This window comes from Helicobacter pylori (assembly GCF_011175115.1).
Lineage (GTDB): Bacteria > Campylobacterota > Campylobacteria > Campylobacterales > Helicobacteraceae > Helicobacter > Helicobacter pylori_DF.
In genome coordinates this window covers 32,949-56,095 of sequence record NZ_SHOW01000007.1, presented here as the reverse complement: position 1 = coordinate 56,095, position 23,147 = coordinate 32,949, and the positions used below count along the sequence as shown (strand labels likewise).

The following is a 23,147-nucleotide window of genomic DNA, read 5'->3' as shown; positions in this document are numbered from 1 at the left end:
TTTATCCTTTGGGCGTTGTTTATTTTTAAATACAAACAATACCGCAATTTCTCAAAAATGTATTATAATACGAAACTTCAGTTTGATTGAGTTACACACTCTTTGAGAACAAAACGCTAAACCATTTAGGAAATTACCATGCTAAAACTCGTTAGCAGAACGATTTGTTTGTCTTTAATCGGCTTATTCAACCCTTTAGAAGCCTTTCAAAAACACCAAAAAGACGGCTTTTTTATAGAAGCTGGGTTTGAAACTGGGTTATTAGAAGGAACGCAAACTAAAGAAGAAGTCATAACCACCCAAAAAATCTATGAAAACCCCCTAACCCACCCCCAAACTAAAGAACAGCCTAAAGAACAAAACAAAAGCGATACAGCCACCCCACAAAGCGTCTATGGGAGATACTACATCCTCCAAAGCACCATTTTAGAAAAAGCGACCGAACTATTCACCACGGACAATATAGAGAATGGCTTAACTTTTTATTCTCAAAGCCCTGTGTATGCGAATATGGTTAATGGGAGCGTAACCATACAAAACTTTCTGCCTTACAATTTAAACAATGTTGAGCTGAGTTATACAGACGCTCAAGGCAAGGTAGTCAATTTAGGCGTGATAGAGACTATCCCTAAGGATTCTCAAATCATTCTGCCTGCAAGCTTGTTTAATGATTCAGAATTTGAACAAGCTGATAGCTTTAATTACCAACAACTTCAAGCCACTGCCACACAATTTTCTGACGCTAACACGCAAAGTTTGTTTGAAAAGCTCAGCAAGATCACAACCAATGTAACGATGAGTTATGAAAACGCCGATACCAACAATTTTAAAGGTAATTGCAATGATTGTGTGTCAGATTTCACCCCACAAACCGCAGAAGAATTGACCAATTTAATGCTAGATATGATAGCGGTGTTTGACTCTAAATCGTGGGAAGAAGCCGTTTTAAACGCTCCTTTCCAATTTTCTAACAGCCCATCAGAGTGCGGCTCTGACTTTCCTAAGTGCGTGAATCCTTTCAATAACGGGCGTGTCGCTCCCATCTATGAAAAATACGTGCTAACCCCACAATCCGTTATAAATGCGTTTAGAAGAGCGATCAATCTTGAAGTGAATATCCTAAAATCAGGGTTTGTAGGGCTAGGGTATGAACTTGATGATAATGATGGTAATCTGGGGATAGAAGCTTCTGCCTTAAATCCCGAAAAATTGTTTGGTAAAACTTTGAACAAAGTTGATATTGTGGAATTAAGAGACATTATCCATGAATTTAGCCACACTAAAGGCTATACGCATAATGGGAACATGACTTATCAAAGGGTGCGCTTGTGTCAAGAAAACGGCGGAGCTATACAAGAATGTGAGGGTGGGAAAGAAGAATTGGTCAATGGAAAAGAAGAACTAAAATTTACAAACGGAAAAGAAGTAAAAGATCAGGATGGTTACACCTATAATGTATGTTCTTTTTATAAGGACAACCACCAAGTCTATACAGCGGGCAATTACCCCAATTCCATCTACACCAATTGCGCTCAAGTCCCCGCTGGGCTTATAGGCGTTACCACCGCTGTCTGGCAACAGCTCATCAATCAAAACGCCCTCCCCATTAATTTCGCTAATTTAAATAGCCAAGCCAACTATTTAGACGCCAGTTTGAACGCAAAAGCTTTTGTTGGCTCTGTGTTTAACGCATTCAATCAAAGTTTTTTAACTTCTAGTGCCCAACAATCTTTTAGAAGCCCTATTTTAGGCGCTAATATTAAAATAGGCTACCAACATTATTTCAACGACTACATAGGGTTAGCCTATTACGGCATCATTAAATACAACTACGCTCAAGCTAACGATGAAAAAATCCAACAATTAAGCTATGGTGGGGGAATGGATGTGTTGTTTGATTTCATCACCACTTATACCAATAAAAAGCAAAACAATCCCACTAAAAAAGTTTTTGCTTCCTCTTTTGGGGTGTTTGGGGGGTTAAGGGGCTTATACAATAGCTACTATGTTTTCAACCAGGTCAAAGGAAGCGGTAATTTAGATATAGTTACTGGGTTTAATTACCGCTACAAGCATTCTAAATATTCTGTAGGCATTAGCGTTCCTTTAATCCAAAGCGATATTAAAATCGCTTCTAATAATGGCATCTATGCGAACTCTGTTGTTTTGAATGAGGGGGGCAGTCATTTTAAAGTGTTTTTTAATTACGGATGGATTTTCTAGGATTTAAAATCCCCAATAACCCCCTAAATTTGCGCGATACTCGCCACAAACACGCATGCACTCTCAGACTTTAGCACCATATCTAACGGGATGCGATAAATTTCACGCTCTTTAAAATATTCTCTTTCTGGTTCGCTAAAGCCCCCTTCAGGCCCTATGATAACGCCTTTTTCAAAACCCATGCTTGTGGGCAAAGTTTCGCCCTTAAAATCCAAAACGCTCGCTTTTGGGTAGGCGTTTAACACCTCTTTGGTGTTTGAAAACGCTTCCAATTCCATTAAAGCGCTGCGGCCGCATTGCTCGCAAGAATGGATCAAAATCTTTTGAAAACGCTCTAATTTGGCGCTGTCTATCTTTTCATTGCGTTGGCTAAAATCCGCATAGAATAAACTCAACTTGCTCACGCCTAACTGATTTAAAAAGGGTAGGATTTTTTCAATGCTTTTGATTTCAATCACGCTTAAAATCAAATGCGTTTTTTTATTAGCCATAATCTCTAATGGTTGCGCGCCCACTAGCCTTAAAAGGGCGTGTTTTTTAGTGATTTCTGCATGCTCATAGGTGTATAAAAATCCGTCTTTTAAATTTCTTAAATCCAAACGACTCGCGCTTTTGATACGCCTTGAGCGGTATAAATGGATATAACTCTCGCCTTCTATTTTTAAAACAGGCTCTTTGGCTAAAGGGTGGTAGACAAAACGCATTCAAAGGCCCATTAACACAACAATAAGAATCGTTTCTAAAAAATACAGGATTTTAGCCTTTTTGATATACGCTTCCATCCTTTCTTTTTTAGTGATAGCGAATTTCACGCTTTTATGGCGTTTGATTTCTGCGATAAGCATCAACAATAACCCTAAAAGCATGATAACAGCGCTAAAAGAAAATTCAAATTGCTGCATCGCCCAAATAAAAACCCCGCTCAAGAAAGCGATGCTTAAAAGAATGTAAATCGCTGGCATGACAAGATAGATTTTTTTGTTCAATTGGATAAAATTCTTTTCTTTAAAAAGGGTGTAAAGATTGATCATAAAGGCTAGGGAAAGCAAAGCGGCAAAAAAGGCATGGACAAGCAAGGATTGAGCCATCACAGAAGAATCTTGTGTATTTAATGCTTGCAAACTCATCTCTAACATTAACTTCTTTCTAACGATTTATTTTTTATTAATCGTTTTATTTTAGCATGTGCTAATGAATTTAATCAATGAAAAGCTTAATAATTTAAAAAATAACGCCATAAAATCCCCTAAAGAAGCGGTCATTCTTTTGAATATGGGAGGGCCTAACAGCCTTTATGAAGTGGGGGTGTTTTTAAAAAACATGTTTGATGACCCCTTTATCCTTACCATTAAAAATAATTTCATGCGTAAAATGGTGGGTAAAATGATTGTCAATAGCCGCATAGAAAAATCCAAAAAAATCTATGAAAAATTAGGAGGCAAATCCCCTTTAACGCCTATCACATTCGCCCTTACAGAGCGTTTGAATGAATTAGATCCTTCTCGTTTTTACACTTATGCGATGCGTTATACCCCCCCTTATGCGTCTATGGTCTTGCAAGATTTAGCCTTAAAAGAGGTAGAAAGCTTGGTGTTTTTTTCCATGTATCCGCAATATTCTAGCACCACCACGCTTTCTAGTTTCAATGACGCTTTTAGCGCTCTCAAATCTTTAGAAACTTTCCGCCCCAAAGTGCGACTAATAGAGCGTTTTTATGCCAGCACAAAGCTTAATGAAATCATTTTAAACACGATTTTAAGCACCCTAAACAACCGCAAAAGCCAGGATTTTGTCTTAATCTTTTCCGTCCATGGATTACCTAAAAGCGTTATTGATGCCGGCGATACTTACCAGCAAGAATGCGAACACCATGTGAGCTTGTTAAAAGAGTTGATGCAACAAAAAAATATCCCTTTTAAAGAAGTTTTACTCTCTTATCAATCCAAGCTAGGGCCTATGAAATGGCTAGAGCCAAGCACTGAAGAGCTGATAGAAAAGCACCGCAAGTCTAATATCATTATCTACCCTTTAGCTTTCACGATTGATAATTCTGAAACGATCTATGAATTAGACATGCAATACCGCTTGATGGCAGAGCGCTTGGCGGTTAAAGAATATTTAGTTTGCCCATGCTTAAACGATTCTATAGAGTTTGCAAAATTTATCATTGGATTAGTTAAAAACCTTAAAAGTGAGTGAAATTTGCATAAAAAACGATTATTATAGTAAAATACCGAGTTTTCAAATCTATTAAAAAATAAAGGTTATTACATGTTTTCACTTTCTTATGTTTCCAAGAAATTTTTAAGCGTTTTATTATTGATTTCGCTGTTTTTAAGCGCTTGCAAATCCAACAATAAAGAAAAGTTAGATGAAAATCTTTTAAGCTCTGGCTCTCAAAGCTCCAAAGAATTGAACGATGAGCGAGACAATATAGACAAAAAGAGTTACGCCGGTTTAGAAGATGTTTTTTTAGACAATAAGTCTATTAGCCCCAATGACAAATACATGCTTTTAGTTTTTGGGCGTAATGGTTGCTCCTATTGCGAAAGGCTTAAAAAAGATCTCAAAAATGTCAAAGAATTGCGCGACTATGTTAAAGAGCATTTTAGTGCTTACTATGTCAATATCAGCTATTCTAAAGAGCATGATTTTAAAGTCGGCGATAAGGATAAAAATGATGAAAAAGAAATCAAAATGTCTACAGAAGAATTAGCGCAAATTTATGCCGTCCAATCCACCCCTACGGTTGTTTTATCCGATAAAACCGGTAAAACCATCTATGAATTGCCCGGCTATATGCCCTCTACGCAATTTTTAGCCGTGTTAGAATTTATCGGCGGTGGGAAGTATCAAGACACAAAAAACGATGAGGATCTCACTAAAAAATTAAAGGCTTACATCAAGTATAAAACCAACCTTTCTAAAAGCAAATCCAGCTAGGAAAGTCTAATGAAGAATCTCAAAAGCCTGCTTTCTTTTTTGCTGGCTTCTTTTTGGGTCGCTATCCCTTTAATCGCGCTCTATGCCTTAGCGTGCGCGATAGCCACTTTTATAGAAAACGATTACGGCACGAGCGCGAGTAAGGCGATTGTGTATAACGCCCCTTGGTTTAATTTCTTGCATGCGTATTTGTTGGTGGTTTTAATAGGCACATTCATTAGCTCTAAAGCTTTGAAGCGCAAAAGATACGCCAGCCTTTTTTTCCACAGCTCCTTGATTTTAATCATTTTGGGGGCAGCCATCACGCGCTTTTTTGGCGTGGAAGGGCTTATGCATGTGCGAGAAAATAGCGCGCAAAGCTCTTTTGAAAGCGCGGACACTTACCTTAATATCACTCTTAATGACACCACTAAACTTTCTTTAAAAACGCCTTTAACTTTTTATTATTCCAAACGATTAAGACCCATTCATGCCACTTTAAATCACAAGCCTCTGATTTTAGAACCTTTAGAGATTTACAAGCAAAACGCCATTAAAAAAGATGACGCTACCATTTTAGTGTTAAAAGCGACCTATAACGGCGTGAGCCGCAAATTCAACCTCATTAAAAACAACAGGAATGAAGGCATAGAAGAAAGCGAGATGTTTAAAGACGACAAGCTCTCTTTAAGTTTTGGATCCGCTTACATTGGATTGCCCTTTCAAATCAAACTGAAGCGTTTTGAATTAGAGCGCTACGCCGGCTCTATGAGCCCTTCATCTTACGCTTCAGAAGTGGAAGTGTTGAAACTGGATAACACTTTAATCAAGCCTTATAGGATTTTTATGAACCATGTTTTAGATTATGAAGGTTATCGCTTTTTCCAATCTTCTTATGACATGGATGAAAAAGGCACGATCCTTTCTGTCAATAAAGACCCGGGTAAAATCCCCACTTATTTAGGGTATGCGATGCTTATTTTGGGGGCTTTGTGGTTGCTTTTGGATAAAAATGGGCGTTTTTTAAAGCTTTCACGCTTTTTAAAATCCCAACAAGTTGCTACTTTCTTATTCGCTTTAATTCTAATCAGCCCTTTTACTTCTTCGTTCGCCAATGAAGGCCAAATTGACATGCATGGGGGTAAAAGCGCTAAAATAGAACGACAGAATGTAGAAAATCCCGCCAATAAAGAGGATTCTAAAAGCACGATTTTAGAGCGTTTGAAACATTTAAGAGAGTATTCCAAAGACCACTTAAAAGCCTTTCAAAGACTTCAAGTTCAGGATTTTGACGGGCGTATCAAACCTTTAGACACCATTAGCATTGAATATATCCATAAGATTTTAAAAAAAGATGATTTTCAAGGGCTAAACGCCATGCAAGTGCTTTTAGGAATCATGTTTTTCCCCAATGATTGGCGCAGTATTAAGATGATTTACACTTCCACTAAAGCCTTAAGAAAGCTTATCGGCACGCCTTTAGACGAAAGCCGTATCGCTTTTAGAGATGTTTTTGATAGCCGTGGGTATAAATTAAAAAATCTGGTTGAAGAAGTCAATCAAAAATCCCCTAACGCGCGCAACGAGTTGGATAAAGATGTCTTAAAAGTAGATGAACGCATCAATTTAGTTTATACGCTTTTTAGCGCTCAATTTTTACGCATTTTCCCTAGCGATAAAACCAGCGCTTGGCTCTCGCCCATTGAAGCGATCAACAGCCCCAATAAAGAAATTTCAAGCGTGGCAACGGAGTTTTTAAAAAATATTTTTAGCGGGTTTGATGACGCTTTGAAAACCAACCAATGGGATAAAGTAGAAAAAACCCTAAAAGATTTGAGCGTCTATCAGCAAGAGCATGCCAAAAATCTCTATTTATCTTCTTCTAAAGTGGATTCTGAAATTTTTTTAAACCACACCAATTTTTTTAACAGCCTGACCTTGCCTTATATCCTTCTTGGGTTATTGCTTTTTATCGTTGTGATCAGCTCTTTGGTTAAAAACACGATTCCAAATATTTGGCTCACTAAAATCCTTTATATCGCTATTTTGCTTTGCGCGATCGCTCATTCTATGGGGCTTGTTTTGCGCTGGTATGTGAGCGGGCATTCGCCTTGGAGCAACGCTTATGAGTCCATGCTTTATATCGCATGGGCTTCTGTTATTGCAGGGTTTGTTTTACGCTCCAAACTCGCGCTATCGGCCTCTAGCTTTTTAGCCGGTATCGCGCTCTTTGTGGCCCATTTAGGCTTTATGGACCCTCAAATTGGCCATTTAGTGCCGGTGTTAAAATCCTATTGGCTCAATATCCATGTTTCTATTATCACCGCTAGTTATGGCTTTTTGGGCTTGTGTTTTGTGCTAGGGATTTTGAGTTTGGTTTTGTTTATTTTGCGCAAACAAGGGCGTTTCAATTTGGACAAAACCATTCTCTCCATTAGCGCTATCAATGAAATGAGCATGATTTTAGGCCTGTTCATGCTCACAGCCGGGAATTTCTTAGGTGGGGTGTGGGCGAATGAATCTTGGGGGCGCTATTGGGGGTGGGACCCTAAAGAAACTTGGGCGTTGATTTCTATTTGCGTCTATGCTTTAATCTTGCATTTGCGTTTTCTAGGCTCTCAAAATTGGCCCTTTATTTTAGCGAGTAGCAGCGTTTTAGGGTTTTATTCGGTTTTGATGACTTATTTTGGCGTGAATTACTACCTTTCTGGCTTGCACAGCTATGCCGCAGGCGATCCCTTGCCTATCCCTACTTTCTTATACTTTTTGGTAGCGATACCTTTTGCTCTCGTGATCTTGGCGTCTTTCAAACGCCATTTGAGTTTGCCTAAATTAATTTAAAGGATAAGAATGTTTCAACCTTTACTAGACGCTTATACAGACAGCACCCATTTAGATGAAACAACCCATAAACCCCCATTAAATATAGCCCTAGCCAATTGGTGGCCATTAAAGAATAGCGAAAAAAAGGATTCAGAGACTTCATTTTACATGTCATCCTAAAACAACGCTATAAAATCATTCTCCACCAAAACCCCAACGAACCTTCAGATCTAGTCTTTGGCAATCCTTTGGAACAAGCCAGAAAAATCTTATCGTATCAAAACACCAAAAGAGTGTTTTATACTGGCGAGAATGAAGCGCCTAATTTCAACCTCTTTGATTACGCCATAGGCTTTGATGAATTAAATTTCAACGATCGTTATTTGAGAATGCCTTTGTATTATGCCTATTTGCATTATAAAGCCGAGATTGTTAATGACACCACTTCACCCTATAAACTCAAAGCTGACAGCCTTTATACCTTAAAAAAACCCTCCCATAAATTTAAAGAAAACCACCCACATTTATGCGCGCTAATCAATAATGAAAGCGATCCTTTGAAAAGAGGGTTTGCCAGTTTTGTAGCGAGCAACGCTAACGCTCCTGTTAGGAACGCTTTCTATGAGGCTTTAAATTCTATTGAGCCAGTGGCTAGTGGAGGGAGCGTGAAAAACACTTTAGGCTATAATGTCAAAAACAAAAACGAATTTTTAAGCCAATACAAGTTCAATCTCTGTTTTGAAAACTCACAAGGCTATGGTTATGTAACCGAAAAAATCCTTGATGCGTATTTTAGCCATACTATCCCTATTTATTGGGGGAGTCCCAGCGTAACGAAAGATTTTAACCCTAAAAGTTTTGTGAATGTGCATGATTTCAACAACTTTGATGAAGCGATAGATTATATCAGATACTTGCACACGCACCAAAACGCTTATTTAGACATGCTCTATGAAAACCCTTTAAACACCATTGATGGGAAAGCTGGCTTTTACCAAAATTTGAGTTTTGAAAAGATCTTAGATTTTTTTAAAACGATTTTAGAAAACGATACGATTTATCATTGCGATGGCTCTTCTTATTCTGCTTTGCATCGTGATTTGAATGAGCCGTTAGTTTCCATTGATAATTTGAGAAGAGATCATGATAATTTGAGAAGAGATCATGATAATTTGAGGGTTAATTATGATGATTTGAGGGTTAATTATGATGATTTGAGGGTTAATTATGATGATTTGAGGGTTAATTATGATGATTTGAGAAGAGATCATGAACGCCTCTTATCAAAGGCTACCCCTTTATTGGAATTATCCCAAAACACCTCTTTTAAAATCTATCGCAAAGCTTATCAAAAATCCTTGCCTTTGTTGCGCGCTGTAAGGAGATGGGTTAAAAAATTGGGTTTGTAAAATTGGGGGTAATCAAACCCCTTGCGCTATCATCGCAGACGCCACTTTTCTAAAACCAGCGATATTAGCCCCTAAAACAAAATTAGTAGGGTCTTTAAACTCTTTAGCGGTTTGAGAAACATTCTTATAAATCTCTTTCATGATGTGGTGTAATTTCGCATCCACCACTTCAAAACTCCAAGGGTGCATGCTCGCGTTTTGCGCCATTTCCAAGCCGCTCACGCTCACCCCCCCAGCATTAGCCGCCTTGCCTATACCATAAGAAATCTTAGCCTGTAAGAACAATTCAATCGCTTCATTGCTTGAGGGCATGTTCGCCCCTTCAGCCACGCATTTACACCCGTTAGAAAGGAGGGTTTTAGCGTCTAAAACGCTCAATTCATTCTCAGTCGCGCTAGGAAAAGCCGCAAAACAGGGCACATGCCACACCGCATTCCCCCCTTTGGGGTAATTTTCTGTTGGGGTGTATTTCGCGCTAGTTTTTTCTAAAGCGTATTCTTTGATCCTCCCACGACGCGCCTCTTTAATCTCTTTTAAAAGCTCTAAATCAATGCCGTCTTTATCATAAATCATGCCATTAGAATCGCTCGCCGTTACCGGTTTGGCTCCTATTTGAAGCAATTTTTCAATGGTATAAATAGCGACATTACCGCTCCCAGAAACGCTGCAAACCTTACCCTCTAAAGAGCTGTTCCTTTCTTGCAACATTTCTTCAGCAAAATACACGCACCCATAGCCGGTAGCTTCTTTTCTGCACAAGCTCCCCCCATAAGTGAGCCCTTTACCGGTCAATACGCCCTCAAAACGATTGACTAATTTTTTATATTGCCCAAACAGATAGCCAATCTCTCTTTCGCCCACTCCAATATCCCCGGCTGGCACATCAGTCGTGGCTCCAATATGGCGGTATAATTCGTTCATGAACGCCTGGCAAAAACGCATGATCTCATGCTCGCTCTTCCCTTTAGGGTCAAAATCGCTCCCCCCCTTAGCGCCCCCCATAGCCAAAGTGGTGAGCGAATTTTTCAACACTTGCTCAAAGCCTAAAAACTTGATCACGCTTTCATTCACGCTAGGGTGGAATCTCAAGCCCCCCTTATAAGGGCCAATAGCTGAATTGAATTCAACCCTACACCCCCGATTGACTTGGATTTGATGGTTATCATCTAGCCAACACACCCTAAAAAAAATCTCCCTTTCAGGCTCAATCAAACGCTCTAAAATCGCATGCTTTTCATAGCTTTTATCGCTGTCTAAAAGGGGTTTTAAGGAAGTGATAGCTTCATAGACAGCTTGATGGAACTCTTTTTGATAAGGGTATTTTTTCTGTAAAGACTGGAGGATTTTTTCAACATACATGAGCGGCATCCTTTATTGTTTTAAGTGTTTTTATTGTAACATTAAAAGGGTAATTAAATTTTAACTTTATCTTAAAAAACTTTTTAAAACGCCTATAAACCCTCTATCAAAGCCGCTCAAATCCTTGTAAAACTCTGCATCATAACCGCAAAATTCCAAGCATTCTTTCAGGCTTTTTAACTGATCATGCCCCATTTCACAAGCCAAAAAAGGGATTTTTAATGCAGCGGCTAAAAAGATGATTTCTTTTAAGATTTCATCGCCTTTAACCCCCCCAAAAAGGGCTTCATGCGGTTCTTTGAGAACGGATTTTTCCAAAGGATAACCTCTAGCGATATAGGGCGGGTTAGAGACAAGCATTTGTATCGTTGGCATGCGATCCCAAAGATGCGTTTTTTTTAAGAAAACACGCTCTTTTAAATTAAAGCGTTCAATATTTTTGGACGCCACTTCTAAAGCTTTTAATGAAATATCGCTCGCATGAATGGAAATTTTGGGGTTTTCTAAAGCCAAACTGACAGACACGCAAGCGCTCCCTATGCCTATTTCGCCTATCTCTTTTAAATGGTATTGAGAAATAACATCAAGGGCTTTTTTGACTAAAATCTCCGTTTCAGGCCGTGGGATTAAAACATGCTCATTCACAAAAAAAGAGCGCCCATAAAAATCACAGCTTTCTAATAAATACTCTATGGGGCAGTCATTCAAACGCTTTTCTACCAATTCAAAAAAGCATGCCTCTTCTTCGTGGTTTAACTCTAAATAAGCATGCGTGTGCAAAAAAACCCTTTCTTTTTGCAAGACAAAGCCTAATAAAATTTCAGACTCTAATCCCCCCCTAAAACCTTTTTGCGACAATCCTTTTTTGGCTTTGTTTAGGGCTTGTGAAAGGGTCATTCAATTTCATAATCCAAAGCTTTCAAGCGCTCTAATAAGGGCGGGTGCGTGAAATGCAAGAAAACATAAAAAGGGTGCGAATGGGGGAACGCTTTATTTTCGCTCACAATAGACACTAACGCTTTGGCTAAAACCTCTTTGGAGCTTAAACTCGCTCCAAATTTGTCCGCATTGTATTCATTCTTTCGGCTAAAAAACCCGATCAAAGGCATAGCGTAAAAAGAAAATACCGGCAAAAACAAGAGTAAAATCGCAATCAAACTCGCTGGCGTTTGTGAAACATTAAAGCCTTCAAAAACGATCGGTGGCAAATGAGCGATCAAAGCAAAAACAAGAGCGAGCAACCCTCCCATAATCCCTAAACTTTTCAGTAAATCCTTATTTTTAAAATGCCCTAATTCATGCCCTAAAATGGCTAAAAGCCCTTCTGTCCCAACTTTAGAGATTAAAGTGTCAAACAACACCACCCGCTTGTTTTTACCCAAGCCCCCAAAATACGCATTCAAACGCCCGTTCCTCTTGCTAGCGTCCATCACAAAGATGCCTTCGGATTTAAAACCCACCTTATCCATCATGCTCTCAATTTGACTCTCCAAATCCCTATTATTCAAGGGGGTGAATTGGTTGAAAAGCTGGGCGATTTTAGGGTAAAAAAGATTAGCCAAGATCATAAAAACAAACACGACAAAAAACGAGCTAATCTCCCAATGTTCCACATGTTCAATGATCATAATAAGAGTGTAAATCAACAACAATCCCACGCTCAAAGTGAGCAATAACCCTTTGAAAAAATCCTTAAAAAACAACGACAAGCTCACCTTAGAAAAGCCAAATTCCTTATCCAAATGCATGGTGGTGTAGTAGCTAATGGGTAAGGATAAAACGCTTTGAATCGCTAAAAACAACAAGGCAAACACCAAGTAACCTAGCGTTTCAGAAAGGTTTAAATAATGCGTGAGATCTTCTAAATGCGTCAAACCAAAAAAGACCCAACCAGCAAAGATTATCCCGTCTAAAATTTGAGAAATAATGGATAATTGCATTTTCCTAATGGCATAATTTCCCGCTTCTTCATAATCCTTTTGTGGGAGTAAAACAGGCTTCTCGCAGAGCTTTTGACGGATAAATTTCAATTGCAAAATATCGCCTACAATGTAAGGAGTCGTAAAAAAGAGCAAATAAAAAATACAAATTATCATATCTATCCATATGTCAAGCATGTTCTAAACTCCTTTCTCCATTAAATTTACCAATAAAAGTGTAGGAATTATAACAATTTTTCAAAAATTTACCATAAAATTAAATAAATATGGTAGAAAAAAGAGGCTGTTTTTGAGCGTTTTTAATCCAATCATAAAAAAGCCGTGTTATCCAACCCGCTATCAATAAAAAGGTCTGTCATGCCCTATTCTTTTAAAAAGCGTTTTTTAATCGTTTATACCCTTTCTACCTTGCTTTTAGTGGGGGTTTTGTTAGCGTTATTTTTCTTTTATGCGAAAAATAACCTATTAGAAAACACCCAAATACGCATGCAATACACCGCTGATGCGATCGCTAAAAGCCTTTTAGAATTAAATAATGTCTCTTCTTTAGAGCCTTTAAAAATCTTAGAAGAACGATTCAAAAACACCCCCTTTGTCTTATTAGACGCGGATAACAAAGTCAAGTTTTCTAATATCGGGGCGTTTGTGGCCTCTTTTAAAAATGACGCTTTGATCAAAACCCCTTATTTTGCACTTAAAAAACAGGGCTTTTATCTCACAGACAGCGCCCCAACTAACCGCTTAGGGGTTTCTAAAATCATTATTGCAGAAGAAGAAATTCAAAAAAATTTTATCCCCCTTTATAAAATGATAGGCTATGCGTTTTTGGGCGTGAGTTTGTTTGTCGCGCTAATAGCCGTGTGGCTTTATAAAGTCCAATAAAACTATTTTTCCACCAACACAGGCTTATTTTTAAAGCTTTTAGTTGCATTTTCAAGCTGTTTTAGGGCTTCTTCTTTCGTTTTATAAGGGCCAATCAAATAATGCGTGAGGGAGTCTTTTTTCTTTATTTGGTAAGGGAAAGTTTTGAGCGTTTGCAAAAAATCCTTACTGGGCGCGTTCAAAAAAGCCCCAATTTGCAAGTAATACCCTTTAGGGACACTCGCATCTTTTAAGCTAGGTTTTACTAAGCTCTTTTTATTCTCGCTTTTAGGCGGTTCTTTTTTTAAGGGCTGGGATTGCTTAATAGCAACCTCTTGCTTATGGGCTTTCTTGATTTTTCTTTTCACCTTTTTGCTCTCTATATAAAAATCATATAAATCATGGATTCTTTGCTTCACATAAGCTTCATAGCAATTCTTATAAATCGGGCTATTTTCAATAGAAGCCTTAGGGCTTATTAGCATGACCAACGCCACGCATTCTTCATGGGCGACTTTGAGCCATTCTTCTTCGCTTTGCTCTAGGATTTCTTTGATCTTAGGGAATTCATACTGCGTGCTTTTTCCCATATTGTCTAACATTTTAATCAGATCTTCATGGGCTTGGTCAAGCCTTAATTGGATAGGGGGTAAATTTTTGGGCGTATTTTGAACGCTTTTAGGATCGGCTTTTTTATCCTCTAAACCAACAGCGTTTCTTAAAAAGAGGAAAACCAACAACAGAGTCATTTTTAATATACTTTTTTGCATTTACCACTCCCATGTCAAGCTTTCTATCTTGTTACTTTATGGTAATCAAAAATACCAAATACCGCCATAAGAATGGTTTAAAACATGGGGTTTTAGTTACTTTATTTTATGCTAAAAGCCATTACCTTAAGGGGATAGGGGTATTTTGCGATAATTCAATAGCTTTGATATAATAACTTTTAAAAACCATGAAAGGCTTACTATGCAATCTTTAAGTTTATTAAACCAATTGGGCGCTAAAATTGATGAATTGATTGAAAAAATCCAAAAACAAGAAGAAGAGTTGAACGCTTTACGCCAAGCAAACACCACCTTGAATGCACAAAATGAAGAAAAAGACATTCAAATCGCTATTTTATACGATGAATTGAGCGCTAAAGATAAGGGCATTCAAGGTCTTTATGACAAAATCTCTGATTTATTGTCATAAACCATTAAAAACATGTCTTTAGAAAACGATAGCTTAGAAATCACTTATTTAGGCAAACGCTATAAAATCTTTCTCAATAACACCTTTAGCGATGAGATGAAACGCACCCTAAAGGAGCGTTTCCATAACCAAGAATTAAACGCCTTAGAGCTTTTAAAGGACTATTTGCATGAAAGTTGCCAGAACGAGTATTTGCACAATGAACTCCAAAAGCTTTTAGAAAAAATCTCATCATGTTCTATTACTTGATCGCTCCTTTAAAAAATAAAACCCCCCCTTTAACTTACTTTTCTAAAGAGCGACATAAAAAAGGAGCGTTAGTCAATATCCCCTTAAGGAATAAAACGCTTTTGGGCGTCGTTCTTGAAGAAGTTTCAAAACCCTCTTTTGAATGCCTAGGGTTAGAAAAAACCCCTTATTTTTTACTCCCCTTTCAAATAGAGCTCGCTATTTTTATCGCCCAATATTACTCGGCTAATCTTTCTTCAGTCTTAAGCCTTTTCACCCCTTTTAAAGAATGCGATTTAGTGGGATTAGAAAAAATTGAGCCTACCCTCAATGTTTTAAGCCAAACGCAAACCAACGCCTTAAAAGAATTGCAAAAGCATTCAGCAAGCTTGCTTTTTGGCGATACGGGTAGCGGGAAAACCGAGATCTATATGCATGCAATCGCTCAGGCTTTAGAGCAAAAAAAAAGCGCTTTGTTGTTAGTGCCAGAAATCGCCCTCACCCCTCAAATGCAACAACGCCTTAAAAGGGTCTTTAAAGAAAATTTAGGCTTGTGGCATAGCAAACTCTCTCAAAATCAAAAAAAACAATTTTTAGAAAAGCTTTATTCGCAAGAAATCAAATTAGTTGTAGGCACACGAAGTGCGTTGTTTTTACCCCTTAAGGAGTTGGGTTTAATCGTTGTAGATGAAGAGCATGACTTTTCTTATAAATCCCATCAAAGCCCTATGTATAACGCTAGGGATTTATGCTTGTATTTATCCCATAAATTCCCTATTCAAGTGATCTTAGGCTCTGCTACGCCAAGTTTGAATAGTTACAAACGCTTCAAAGATAAGGCTTTAGTGCGCTTAAAGGGACGCTACACCCCCACGCAAAAAAACATTATTTTTGAAAAAACGGAGCGTTTTATCACGCCCAAACTCCTAGAAACGCTGCAACAAGTGATAGACAAAAACGAGCAAGCCATTATTTTTGTGCCTACAAGGGCTAATTTCAAAACCTTGCTGTGCCAAAATTGCTACAAAAGCGTTCAATGCCCTTTTTGCAGCGTGAATATGAGTTTGCATTTAAAAACCAACAAACTCATGTGCCATTATTGCCATTTTTCAAGCCCTATCCCTAAAATTTGCAACACGTGTCAAAGCGAAGTTTTAGTGGGTAAAAGGATAGGCACCATGCAAGTGCTAAAGGAATTAGAGAGCCTTTTAGAGGGGGCTAAAATAGCGATTTTAGATAAAGATCACACCAGCACGCCAAAAAAACTCCACAATATTTTAAACGATTTCAACGCTCAAAAAACGAATATCTTAATCGGCACTCAAATGATAAGCAAAGGGCATGATTACGCCAAAGTGAGTTTGGCGGTTGTTTTAGGCATAGATAATATCATTAAATCTAATAGTTACAGGGCTTTAGAAGAAGGCGTGTCGTTACTTTATCAAATCGCTGGGAGGAGTGCTAGGCAAATTTCTGGCCAAGTGTTCATTCAAAGCACCGAAACGGATCTATTAGAAAATTTCTTAGAAGATTATGAAGATTTTTTACAATACGAATTGCAAGAAAGGTGCGAACTTTATCCGCCTTTTTCAAGGCTGTGTTTGTTGGAGTTTAAGCATAAAAACGAAGAAAAAGCCCAACAATTGAGCTTAAAAGCCTCCCAAACCCTTTCTTTGTGTTTAGAAAAGGGCGTAACGCTCTCTAGCTTTAAAGCCCCCATTGAAAAAATCGCCTCTTCTTACCGCTACCTGATTTTATTGCGTTCTAAAAACCCTTTAAGCCTAATCAAAAGCGTGCATGCGTTTTTAAAAACCGCCCCTAGTATCCCTTGCAGCGTGAACATGGATCCTGTGGATATTTTTTAAAAAACTTTGTATATTATTTCAAAAAACTCATGTTTTTCTGGCGATCAACAGCGTGAAATTCACCCATTTAAACAGCGCTTCCACATGCTTAAACCCCACGCTTTCTAAAAGAGCGATATTTTCTTTTAAACTATAAGGCACAAGCACATTTTCTAACGCTTCCCTTTTGAAAGCGATTTCATTGTGGCTGTAGCCTTGATTTTGTTTATAAAGGTAGTATAGCTCTATCATTTGCTTGTCTAATATCCGATCTTCGCTCATGATCTTTTCGCCCACCAATAAAACCCCATTCAACGCAAGGCTGTTATAAATCTTTTTGAGCAACACCTCTCTTTGCATGGGGCGGACAAATTGCAACACAAAAAGCAATGAAAACGCGCTCGCTTCTTTAAACTCAACCTCTAAAAAATCCATGCATTCAAAACGGGCATTGTTAAAATCTTTTAATTTTTCTTGCGCTTTTTTAAGCATGGGCATGGAATTGTCAATCCCTACAAGCTCAATCTCTTGTTGGATTTGCCGGTTAAGCGCGATAAAAAAGTTCCCGGTAGAACAGCCCAAATCATAAATCAAGGGATTAGGATTGAGATTTTCTTTTAAGTTTTGAGCGATAAAATACGCCCCCAAATCCAACATTTCATAATAATAGGGGATGGAGCGCTCCAGCATGTCATCAAAAACATGGGCGACTTTCTCATCAAAGCAAAAGCGTTTGTTTAGGGATTGATTAAACAGAGTGTCTTTCATTCAAAAAAGAAGCGTGGTTTAAAAATCTTTAAACCACAATAGCCGTAACGCTTAAGCTTTTTTATGCACCAACTCATTGATGTAATAATCCACTGAGCCTAAGCCTTCTTTTTTCGCCCACTCATAGCATTGAGAAACGAAATGCCAATTGATATGCCCATAGAATTTTTCCAAATACACAGGGCGCGCGTTTTTGTGGTCAATATAATAAGCATGCTCCCACACATCCACCACTAAAAGCGGCACTTTTTTATCCGTAACCGGGGTTTGAGCGTTGCTCGTTTGAATGATTTCAATTTTTTGAGTGTCTAAATTATACGCTGCCCAATTCCAACCAGAGCCAAACAAAGTGGTCGCGCTCTTAATGAAGTCTTCTTTAAATTTTTCCAACGATCCGAAATCTTTTTCTAAAGCCCCTTTTAACTCATCGCTTAAAGCAGTCGCTTTGGGGCTTAGGCAATCCCAATAAAAATCGTGGTTATAAATTTGAGCGGCGTTATTAAACACGCCTCCGCTAGACTTCGTCAAAATAGCGAACAAAGAACTTTTCTCAAAATCCGTACCTTTGATGAGATTGTTCAAATTATTCACATAAGTTTGATGGTGTTTCCCATGGTGGAAATCAAACGCTACAGGGCTTAAAAAATCCCCCATGCTGTCTTTAGCAAAAGGCAATTCTCGTAATGTAAACATGTTTTCTCCTTGTGATTAGGTGGGACTATTGTAATCATTTTTTAACACTTTTTGGTAAATCTTTTCTTAAAAATTAAATCGTTATGCAAATTTTGTAGATTTTAAGGGGTTTTTTAAAATGAAAACAACTTTTTAAACAAATTCTTTTTAAATTTTTTAAAAGTTAATCTTAATTGACTATTATTCTAACGCAATATAGCAATTCATTAGAAAGGATTTAACCATGCAAAAAGTTACTTTTAAAGAAGAAACATACCAATTAGAAGGGAAAACCTTAAAAGTGGGCGATAAAGCCCCTGATGTGAAATTGGTGAATGGCGATTTGCAAGAAGTCAGTTTATTGAAGCCAGGCGTGCGTTTTCAAGTCATTAGCTCGCTCCCTAGCTTAACCGGATCGGTTTGCTTGCTCCAAGCCAAGCACTTCAATGAGCAAGCCGGCAAACTGCCTTCTGTGAGTTTTAGCGTTATTTCTATGGACTTGCCTTTTTCTCAAGGGCAAATTTGTGGTGCTGAAGGCATTAAGGACTTAAGAATCTTAAGCGATTTTAGGTATAAGGCTTTTGGGGAAAATTACGGCGTGCTGTTGGGCAAAGGCTCTTTTCAAGGCTTACTCGCTCGATCGGTGTTTGTTCTTGATGATAAGGGAGTGGTTATCTATAAAGAAATCGTTCAAAACATTTTAGAAGAGCCCAATTATGAAGCGCTTTTAAAAGCGTTGAAATAGGAAATCCTTAAAAGGAGGGGGCTACAATTTAGTGAATCTCAATGCAAAAAGCCCCACTTGTTAAAAAGCGTTGGCGATAAAAACTAAAAAATGAGAAGTTCTCTTTAATCCACTTAAAAAATTTTCACGCTATTTTTAAAAGAAAAGATTGAAAAAGACTCTATTTTCAATCAAACACTACCGCTTGATTTTAATCAAGCTTTTAATGGGGTAGGTCTTTCTCAAAACCCATAAGGGTTTGATAGAAAAGGTTTTAAAAGTCTTTTTTTAAGATTTCTTCCACTCTTAAAATGGTTACGAGTCTGTCGTTTTGTTTCCCAATGCCATAAGTTAAATTATTATTATCGCTCAAAGTCTCTGGCACTGGGTCAATATCCGTTTGCTTGATGCGAATGGCTTCAGTTAAGCGATCAATGAAAAACCCAGCGATCTGATCGTTATGGCGCACCACCAAATAACGAGTGTCTTTGTTTTGTTTTTCAGCTTTCAAGCCAAATTTTAAACGCAAGCTAATCAATGGGAAGACATTACCCCTTAAATTGAACACGCCAAGCACATAGTTTGGGGTCTCAGGGACTCGTGTGTAACCAATGGGTTTGACGATTTCTAAAATGTTCAAAATAGGAATGGCGTATTCTTCATCGCCAATGATAAAGCCGATGAATTGCAAAATTTCTTCATTGTCTTCTGGTTTAGAGCCTGCACTAGCTTCTTTTTGTCTTTCAAATAAATCTTTTAATTGATTGCTCACGATTCGCCTCCTTCTAATTTAATACTGCGCTTCACTACGGTGGTTAAATATTCACCGCTATAAGGTTTGGTGATGTATTCAGTCATGCCGGATTCAACGCCACGCATTCTGTCCGTTTTAGTCACCCGACTGGTAACGGCGATCAAGGGCAAGTTTTTGAATTTATTGTATTTACGCACTTCAGAGGCGAAAGTGTAACCATCCATTTTAGGCATTTCAATATCCACTAAAATAGCGTCCGGAATCTTATCGCCATTTTTAAGCATTTCTAAGCCCTCTAACCCATTAGTGGCCTCTAAAAGCGTGATGCCTAATGGTTTTAAACATTTGCGGATAATCGCTCTATCCGTGCTGCTGTCATCAATCGCTAAGACAATATAATCGCTAGGGGAATTTTTGCTCTTCGTGTTTTCGGATTCGTTCATTAAGGTAGTGATATTGACCTTGATGCTTTTTGCCATATCCATCATCGCCCCCACATCTACAATAAGGGTGATTTTCCCATCGCCTCTCACCGTAGCGCCAGCAATGCCTCTAGTGTTTTTAAGATAGTAACCTAAAGATTTAATGACCACTTCTTCTTGACCGATCAAATAATCCACAATCACGCCAATTTTTTGATCAGCCAAGCCAATGATGACCACATACACATCAGAGTTGGATTCTAAAATAGCATCCACTTTAAAAATATCAGAAAGGCGTACCAAAGAAAGCACCTCATCTCTCAAACGCAACACGCTCTTGCCATCAACGGTGTAAATTTCATCCTGGCTGATGCGCACGGTTTCTAAAACTGAAGAAAGCGGGATAGCGTAATATTCTTCTTGAACGCCCACGAGTAAAGCTTGAATGATAGCTAAAGTGAGAGGGATTTTAAGCTTTTGAGTCGTGCCTACCCCCACTTCTGAATCGATTTCAATGATCCCATTAAGCTTTTCAATATTGGTTTTCACCACATCCATGCCCACGCCTCTGCCTGAAACATTGGAAACGACTTTTGCGGTAGAAAAGCCTGGCTTGAAAATGAGGTTAAACGCTTCCCTATCGCTCATGCCTTCAGCGTCTCTTTCGCTAATCACCCCTTTTTCAATCGCTTTTTCTTTAAGCATCACAGGGTCTAACCCCTTGCCATCATCAGAGATTTTGATCACAATGTGATTGCCCTCATTATACGCGCTCAATTGCACCTTACCGGTTTCAGGCTTGTTAAGCCTTCGTCTTTCTTCTAAAGGCTCAATCCCATGATCGCATGAGTTGCGGATAATGTGGATGAGTGGATCGCCAATCTCTTCTACAATGGATTTATCAAGCTCGGTTTCTTCGCCCTCAATAATCAATTCAATGCTTTTGCCTAATTCCCGGCTCAAATCCCTCACCATGCGAGGGAATTTATTGAACACTTTGCCCACTGGTTGCATCCGGGTTTTCATCACCGCAAGCTGCAAGTCTGTCGTTACCGCTGAAATAGAAGAAACCACCTGGTTTAATTCCTCTAAAAACTTTTCCCCATCATAGCGTTCTTCCACATCGCCATAAATTCTAATCAAGCGATTCTTCCCTAACACAAGTTCGCCGATTAGATTCATCAAGTGATCCAAGCGGCGCACATCCACCCTAACGGTTTGCTCCACGCCAATAGAAGGGGCTTTATTTTCTTCGGTATCGGCTTTAGCCTTAGCTTTAGTTTCGGTTTTAGGGGCTTTGGGGGTTTCTGTTTTGGGGGGTTCTTTTGTTGGGGTAACTTCTTGTTTGGCTTCTTGTTTTTTTTGGGCTCTTCGTTCTTTATCGGCCTCTTGGCGTTTGTTAAGCAGGCGTTCAATTTCCGCTTCCACTTCTTCAGCGCTCATGTTAGCATAATCCAAATCCGGCTCATCGGCTAGCGGGTTATCGCTTGCGGTGTTTTCTGCAGTAGGGGCTTTTGCCTTGTTTTCTTTATTTTCTTCTTTTGCTTCTTCTTTATTTTCTTTTTGGGGGGTTTCTTTAGTCCCTGAAGTTTCTTTAGCACTCTCTAAATTTTGACTCGTAATGGCTTGAAGCTGTTTGACCGCTTCTTCAATCTCGTTTTCCTTGCCGTTATTGGTATCCGATCCGGTGTCTCTAATCGTTACGAGCAAGGTTTTCATCAAATCAATGGAGCGCAACACGACATCCATAATATCCGGCGTGATTTTAATTTCGCCCTTTCTGGCGCGATTTAAGACATCTTCCATGTTGTGCGTGAGGTGCGTAAGGATATTAAGATTCAAAAATGAGCTAGAGCCTTTAATGGTGTGAGCGACTCTAAAAATGCGATTGAGCAAGTCCAAATCTTCAGGGTTATGCTCTAATTCCACTAAATCCTGATCCAACTGCTCGTTCATTTCAAAGGCTTCAATCAAAAAGTCTTCCATTATTTCTTGCAAATCATCCATTTAAAACCCTTTTTAGCGTTTGAGATAAGAGTATTTTACAATTTTATAAAAAGAATTATGCATTCTTGTCTAAAATCTTAGAAATTTCTTCGGTGAATTTTTCTGCGTCAAACTTGACTAAATACGCTACAGCCCCCATTTCTTTAGCCCTTTCAGCACTATAATTATCGCAAATAGAAGAATTAAAAATCACAGGAATATAAGCGAACCTGGGGTCTTTTTGGAGCTTGAATAAGAAATGATAGCCATCCATTTTAGGCATTTCAACATCTGAAATAATGAATTTCAAATGTTTCCTCAAATCGTCCCCGTATTTTTTGAATAACATTTCTAATTTGTTCAACCCGTCTTCCCCATCCACAGCTTCCGTGATGCTAAAACCCAATTTGCTCAAATGGTTTTTTAAGGTTTTCCTCGCCGTTCTGCTATCGTCTAAAAATAACACTTCGCCTTCAAAACGCTCTTTAGGGGTGTCTTTGGTGTTTTTAGCGTCTTCATTAAGTTTTAAATCGTCTAAAATGCTTTCTAAATCCAAAATAAGCAGGGTTTTGTCGTTTTCAATGCGTGTCGTGCCGGTGATATTTTCTTTATTGATGCTATTAGAGGCGCTAAAGGATGCAGGCTCCACATCTTTCCAGCTAATGTGCCTGATACGCCTAGCGGAATGGACCAAAAAGCCCATTTTAACGTTGTTAAATTCAGTGATGATGACGATTCTTTCATTTTCCTTGCTTTTATCCGGGACAATCCCTATCCATTTGGCCAAGTCTATAAGCGGAATGATCGTGGAGCGCAAATCAAACACGCCGATAATGTAATCCAGATTAGTGGGGTATTCAAAAAGGGTAGGCATGGGGATGATTTCTTGGACTTTAGCCACATTGATGCCATAAATCCCCTCATAAGGGACGCCCTCTTGCATGCCATAAATACGAAAATCCACGAGTTCTATCTCGCTTAGTTTTAAATCGTTAGCTGTTTTTTCTGCCAT

Annotated in this window: 20 protein-coding genes and 1 pseudogene; 10 read left to right on the top strand and 11 right to left on the bottom strand. The window is 38.6% G+C overall.

Annotated features, from left to right (window positions below; all coding sequences use genetic code 11):
- Nucleotides 1-138: 138 nt before the first annotated feature.
- Nucleotides 139-2,223 (top strand): porin family protein, encoded by a 2,085-nt coding sequence (locus tag EXS92_RS06805; protein ID WP_165515972.1) that lies wholly within the window; start codon nucleotides 139-141, stop codon nucleotides 2,221-2,223.
- Nucleotides 2,224-2,246: 23 nt separating this feature from the next.
- Here EXS92_RS06805 and EXS92_RS06800 read toward each other — a convergent pair whose 3' ends face one another.
- Both EXS92_RS06800 and EXS92_RS06795 read right to left on the bottom strand, forming a co-directional pair.
- The gene (locus EXS92_RS06800) at nucleotides 2,247-2,927 is read right to left on the bottom strand and encodes a 16S rRNA (uracil(1498)-N(3))-methyltransferase (RefSeq protein ID WP_165515971.1); all 681 of its coding nucleotides are present in this window, start codon (nucleotides 2,925-2,927) and stop codon (nucleotides 2,247-2,249) included.
- Nucleotides 2,928-3,359: a hypothetical protein gene (locus EXS92_RS06795; protein WP_165515970.1), complete on the bottom strand. Its 432-nt coding sequence runs from the start codon at nucleotides 3,357-3,359 to the stop codon at nucleotides 2,928-2,930.
- Nucleotides 3,360-3,414: 55 nt separating this feature from the next.
- Here EXS92_RS06795 and hemH point away from each other — a divergent pair, with 55 nt between their 5' ends.
- From hemH to EXS92_RS06775, 4 genes and pseudogenes are all read left to right on the top strand, one after another.
- A complete protein-coding gene (gene hemH / locus EXS92_RS06790) occupies nucleotides 3,415-4,422 on the top strand; it encodes a ferrochelatase (protein ID WP_165515969.1) in 1,008 nt (335 codons plus the stop codon).
- Nucleotides 4,423-4,494: 72 nt separating this feature from the next.
- Nucleotides 4,495-5,166 (top strand): SoxW family protein, encoded by a 672-nt coding sequence (locus tag EXS92_RS06785; protein ID WP_165515968.1) that lies wholly within the window; start codon nucleotides 4,495-4,497, stop codon nucleotides 5,164-5,166.
- A gap of 9 nt (nucleotides 5,167-5,175) precedes the next feature.
- Entirely contained in the window at nucleotides 5,176-7,986 is a 2,811-nt protein-coding gene (gene ccsA, locus EXS92_RS06780; RefSeq protein ID WP_165515967.1) for a cytochrome c biogenesis protein CcsA, read from the top strand.
- 9 nt (nucleotides 7,987-7,995) lie between these two features.
- A pseudogene (locus tag EXS92_RS06775) lies at nucleotides 7,996-9,377 on the top strand (glycosyltransferase family 10 domain-containing protein).
- Nucleotides 9,378-9,389: 12 nt separating this feature from the next.
- On the opposite strand, the gene gdhA reads toward EXS92_RS06775, so the two are convergent.
- The 3 genes from gdhA to EXS92_RS06760 form a co-directional block, all read right to left on the bottom strand.
- Complete coding sequence (gene gdhA, locus EXS92_RS06770) at nucleotides 9,390-10,736, bottom strand: NADP-specific glutamate dehydrogenase (protein WP_000289171.1); 1,347 nt, start codon at nucleotides 10,734-10,736, stop codon at nucleotides 9,390-9,392.
- A gap of 66 nt (nucleotides 10,737-10,802) precedes the next feature.
- The gene (locus EXS92_RS06765) at nucleotides 10,803-11,633 is read right to left on the bottom strand and encodes a peptide chain release factor N(5)-glutamine methyltransferase (protein ID WP_165515966.1); all 831 of its coding nucleotides are present in this window, start codon (nucleotides 11,631-11,633) and stop codon (nucleotides 10,803-10,805) included.
- Nucleotides 11,630-12,853, bottom strand: coding sequence for a M48 family metallopeptidase (locus tag EXS92_RS06760; RefSeq protein ID WP_165515965.1), 1,224 nt, complete (start codon nucleotides 12,851-12,853; stop codon nucleotides 11,630-11,632). Before EXS92_RS06760 ends, EXS92_RS06765 begins: the two co-directional genes overlap by 4 nt.
- A gap of 180 nt (nucleotides 12,854-13,033) precedes the next feature.
- On the opposite strand from EXS92_RS06760, the gene EXS92_RS06755 reads away from it, so the two are divergent.
- Nucleotides 13,034-13,558, top strand: coding sequence for a hypothetical protein (locus tag EXS92_RS06755; RefSeq protein ID WP_165515964.1), 525 nt, complete (start codon nucleotides 13,034-13,036; stop codon nucleotides 13,556-13,558).
- 2 nt (nucleotides 13,559-13,560) lie between these two features.
- Here EXS92_RS06755 and EXS92_RS06750 read toward each other — a convergent pair whose 3' ends face one another.
- A complete protein-coding gene (locus EXS92_RS06750) occupies nucleotides 13,561-14,307 on the bottom strand; it encodes an SPOR domain-containing protein (RefSeq protein ID WP_165515963.1) in 747 nt (248 codons plus the stop codon).
- A 202-nt stretch (nucleotides 14,308-14,509) separates the two neighbouring features.
- On the opposite strand from EXS92_RS06750, the gene zapB reads away from it, so the two are divergent.
- Genes zapB through EXS92_RS06735 form a run of 3 tightly spaced genes read left to right on the top strand, consistent with a single transcriptional unit; the run spans nucleotide 14,510 to nucleotide 16,830 of the window.
- Nucleotides 14,510-14,737: a cell division protein ZapB gene (gene zapB, locus EXS92_RS06745; protein WP_001191194.1), complete on the top strand. Its 228-nt coding sequence runs from the start codon at nucleotides 14,510-14,512 to the stop codon at nucleotides 14,735-14,737.
- 12 nt (nucleotides 14,738-14,749) lie between these two features.
- Complete coding sequence (locus EXS92_RS06740; RefSeq protein ID WP_151090549.1) at nucleotides 14,750-14,986, top strand: hypothetical protein; 237 nt, start codon at nucleotides 14,750-14,752, stop codon at nucleotides 14,984-14,986.
- The gene (locus EXS92_RS06735) at nucleotides 14,971-16,830 is read left to right on the top strand and encodes a primosomal protein N' (RefSeq protein ID WP_165515962.1); all 1,860 of its coding nucleotides are present in this window, start codon (nucleotides 14,971-14,973) and stop codon (nucleotides 16,828-16,830) included. The genes EXS92_RS06740 and EXS92_RS06735 overlap by 16 nt, the downstream gene beginning before the upstream one ends.
- 27 nt (nucleotides 16,831-16,857) lie before the next feature.
- Here the strand turns inward: EXS92_RS06735 and cmoA are convergent, their stop codons facing one another.
- A complete protein-coding gene (cmoA, locus tag EXS92_RS06730; protein ID WP_120844041.1) occupies nucleotides 16,858-17,577 on the bottom strand; it encodes a carboxy-S-adenosyl-L-methionine synthase CmoA in 720 nt (239 codons plus the stop codon).
- Between the two features lie 51 nt (nucleotides 17,578-17,628).
- Nucleotides 17,629-18,270: a superoxide dismutase [Fe] gene (gene sodB / locus EXS92_RS06725; RefSeq protein ID WP_000494623.1), complete on the bottom strand. Its 642-nt coding sequence runs from the start codon at nucleotides 18,268-18,270 to the stop codon at nucleotides 17,629-17,631.
- Nucleotides 18,271-18,493: 223 nt separating this feature from the next.
- On the opposite strand from sodB, the gene tpx reads away from it, so the two are divergent.
- Nucleotides 18,494-18,994, top strand: coding sequence for a thiol peroxidase (gene tpx / locus EXS92_RS06720; protein ID WP_165508369.1), 501 nt, complete (start codon nucleotides 18,494-18,496; stop codon nucleotides 18,992-18,994).
- A 253-nt stretch (nucleotides 18,995-19,247) separates the two neighbouring features.
- On the opposite strand, the gene cheW is transcribed toward tpx, so the two are convergent.
- From cheW to cheV3, 3 genes are read right to left on the bottom strand one after another with little or no spacing between them, the layout of a single operon-like run.
- Nucleotides 19,248-19,745, bottom strand: a complete 498-nt coding sequence (gene cheW, locus EXS92_RS06715; protein ID WP_000070765.1) for a chemotaxis protein CheW — start codon at nucleotides 19,743-19,745, stop codon at nucleotides 19,248-19,250.
- Entirely contained in the window at nucleotides 19,742-22,156 is a 2,415-nt protein-coding gene (gene cheAY2 / locus EXS92_RS06710) for a chemotaxis histidine kinase/response regulator CheAY2 (protein ID WP_165515961.1), read from the bottom strand. The genes cheW and cheAY2 overlap by 4 nt, the downstream gene beginning before the upstream one ends.
- Before the next feature lie 55 nt (nucleotides 22,157-22,211).
- On the bottom strand, nucleotides 22,212-23,147 hold the full coding sequence (gene cheV3, locus EXS92_RS06705) for a chemotaxis protein CheV3 (RefSeq protein WP_165515960.1): 936 nt from the start codon (nucleotides 23,145-23,147) through the stop codon (nucleotides 22,212-22,214).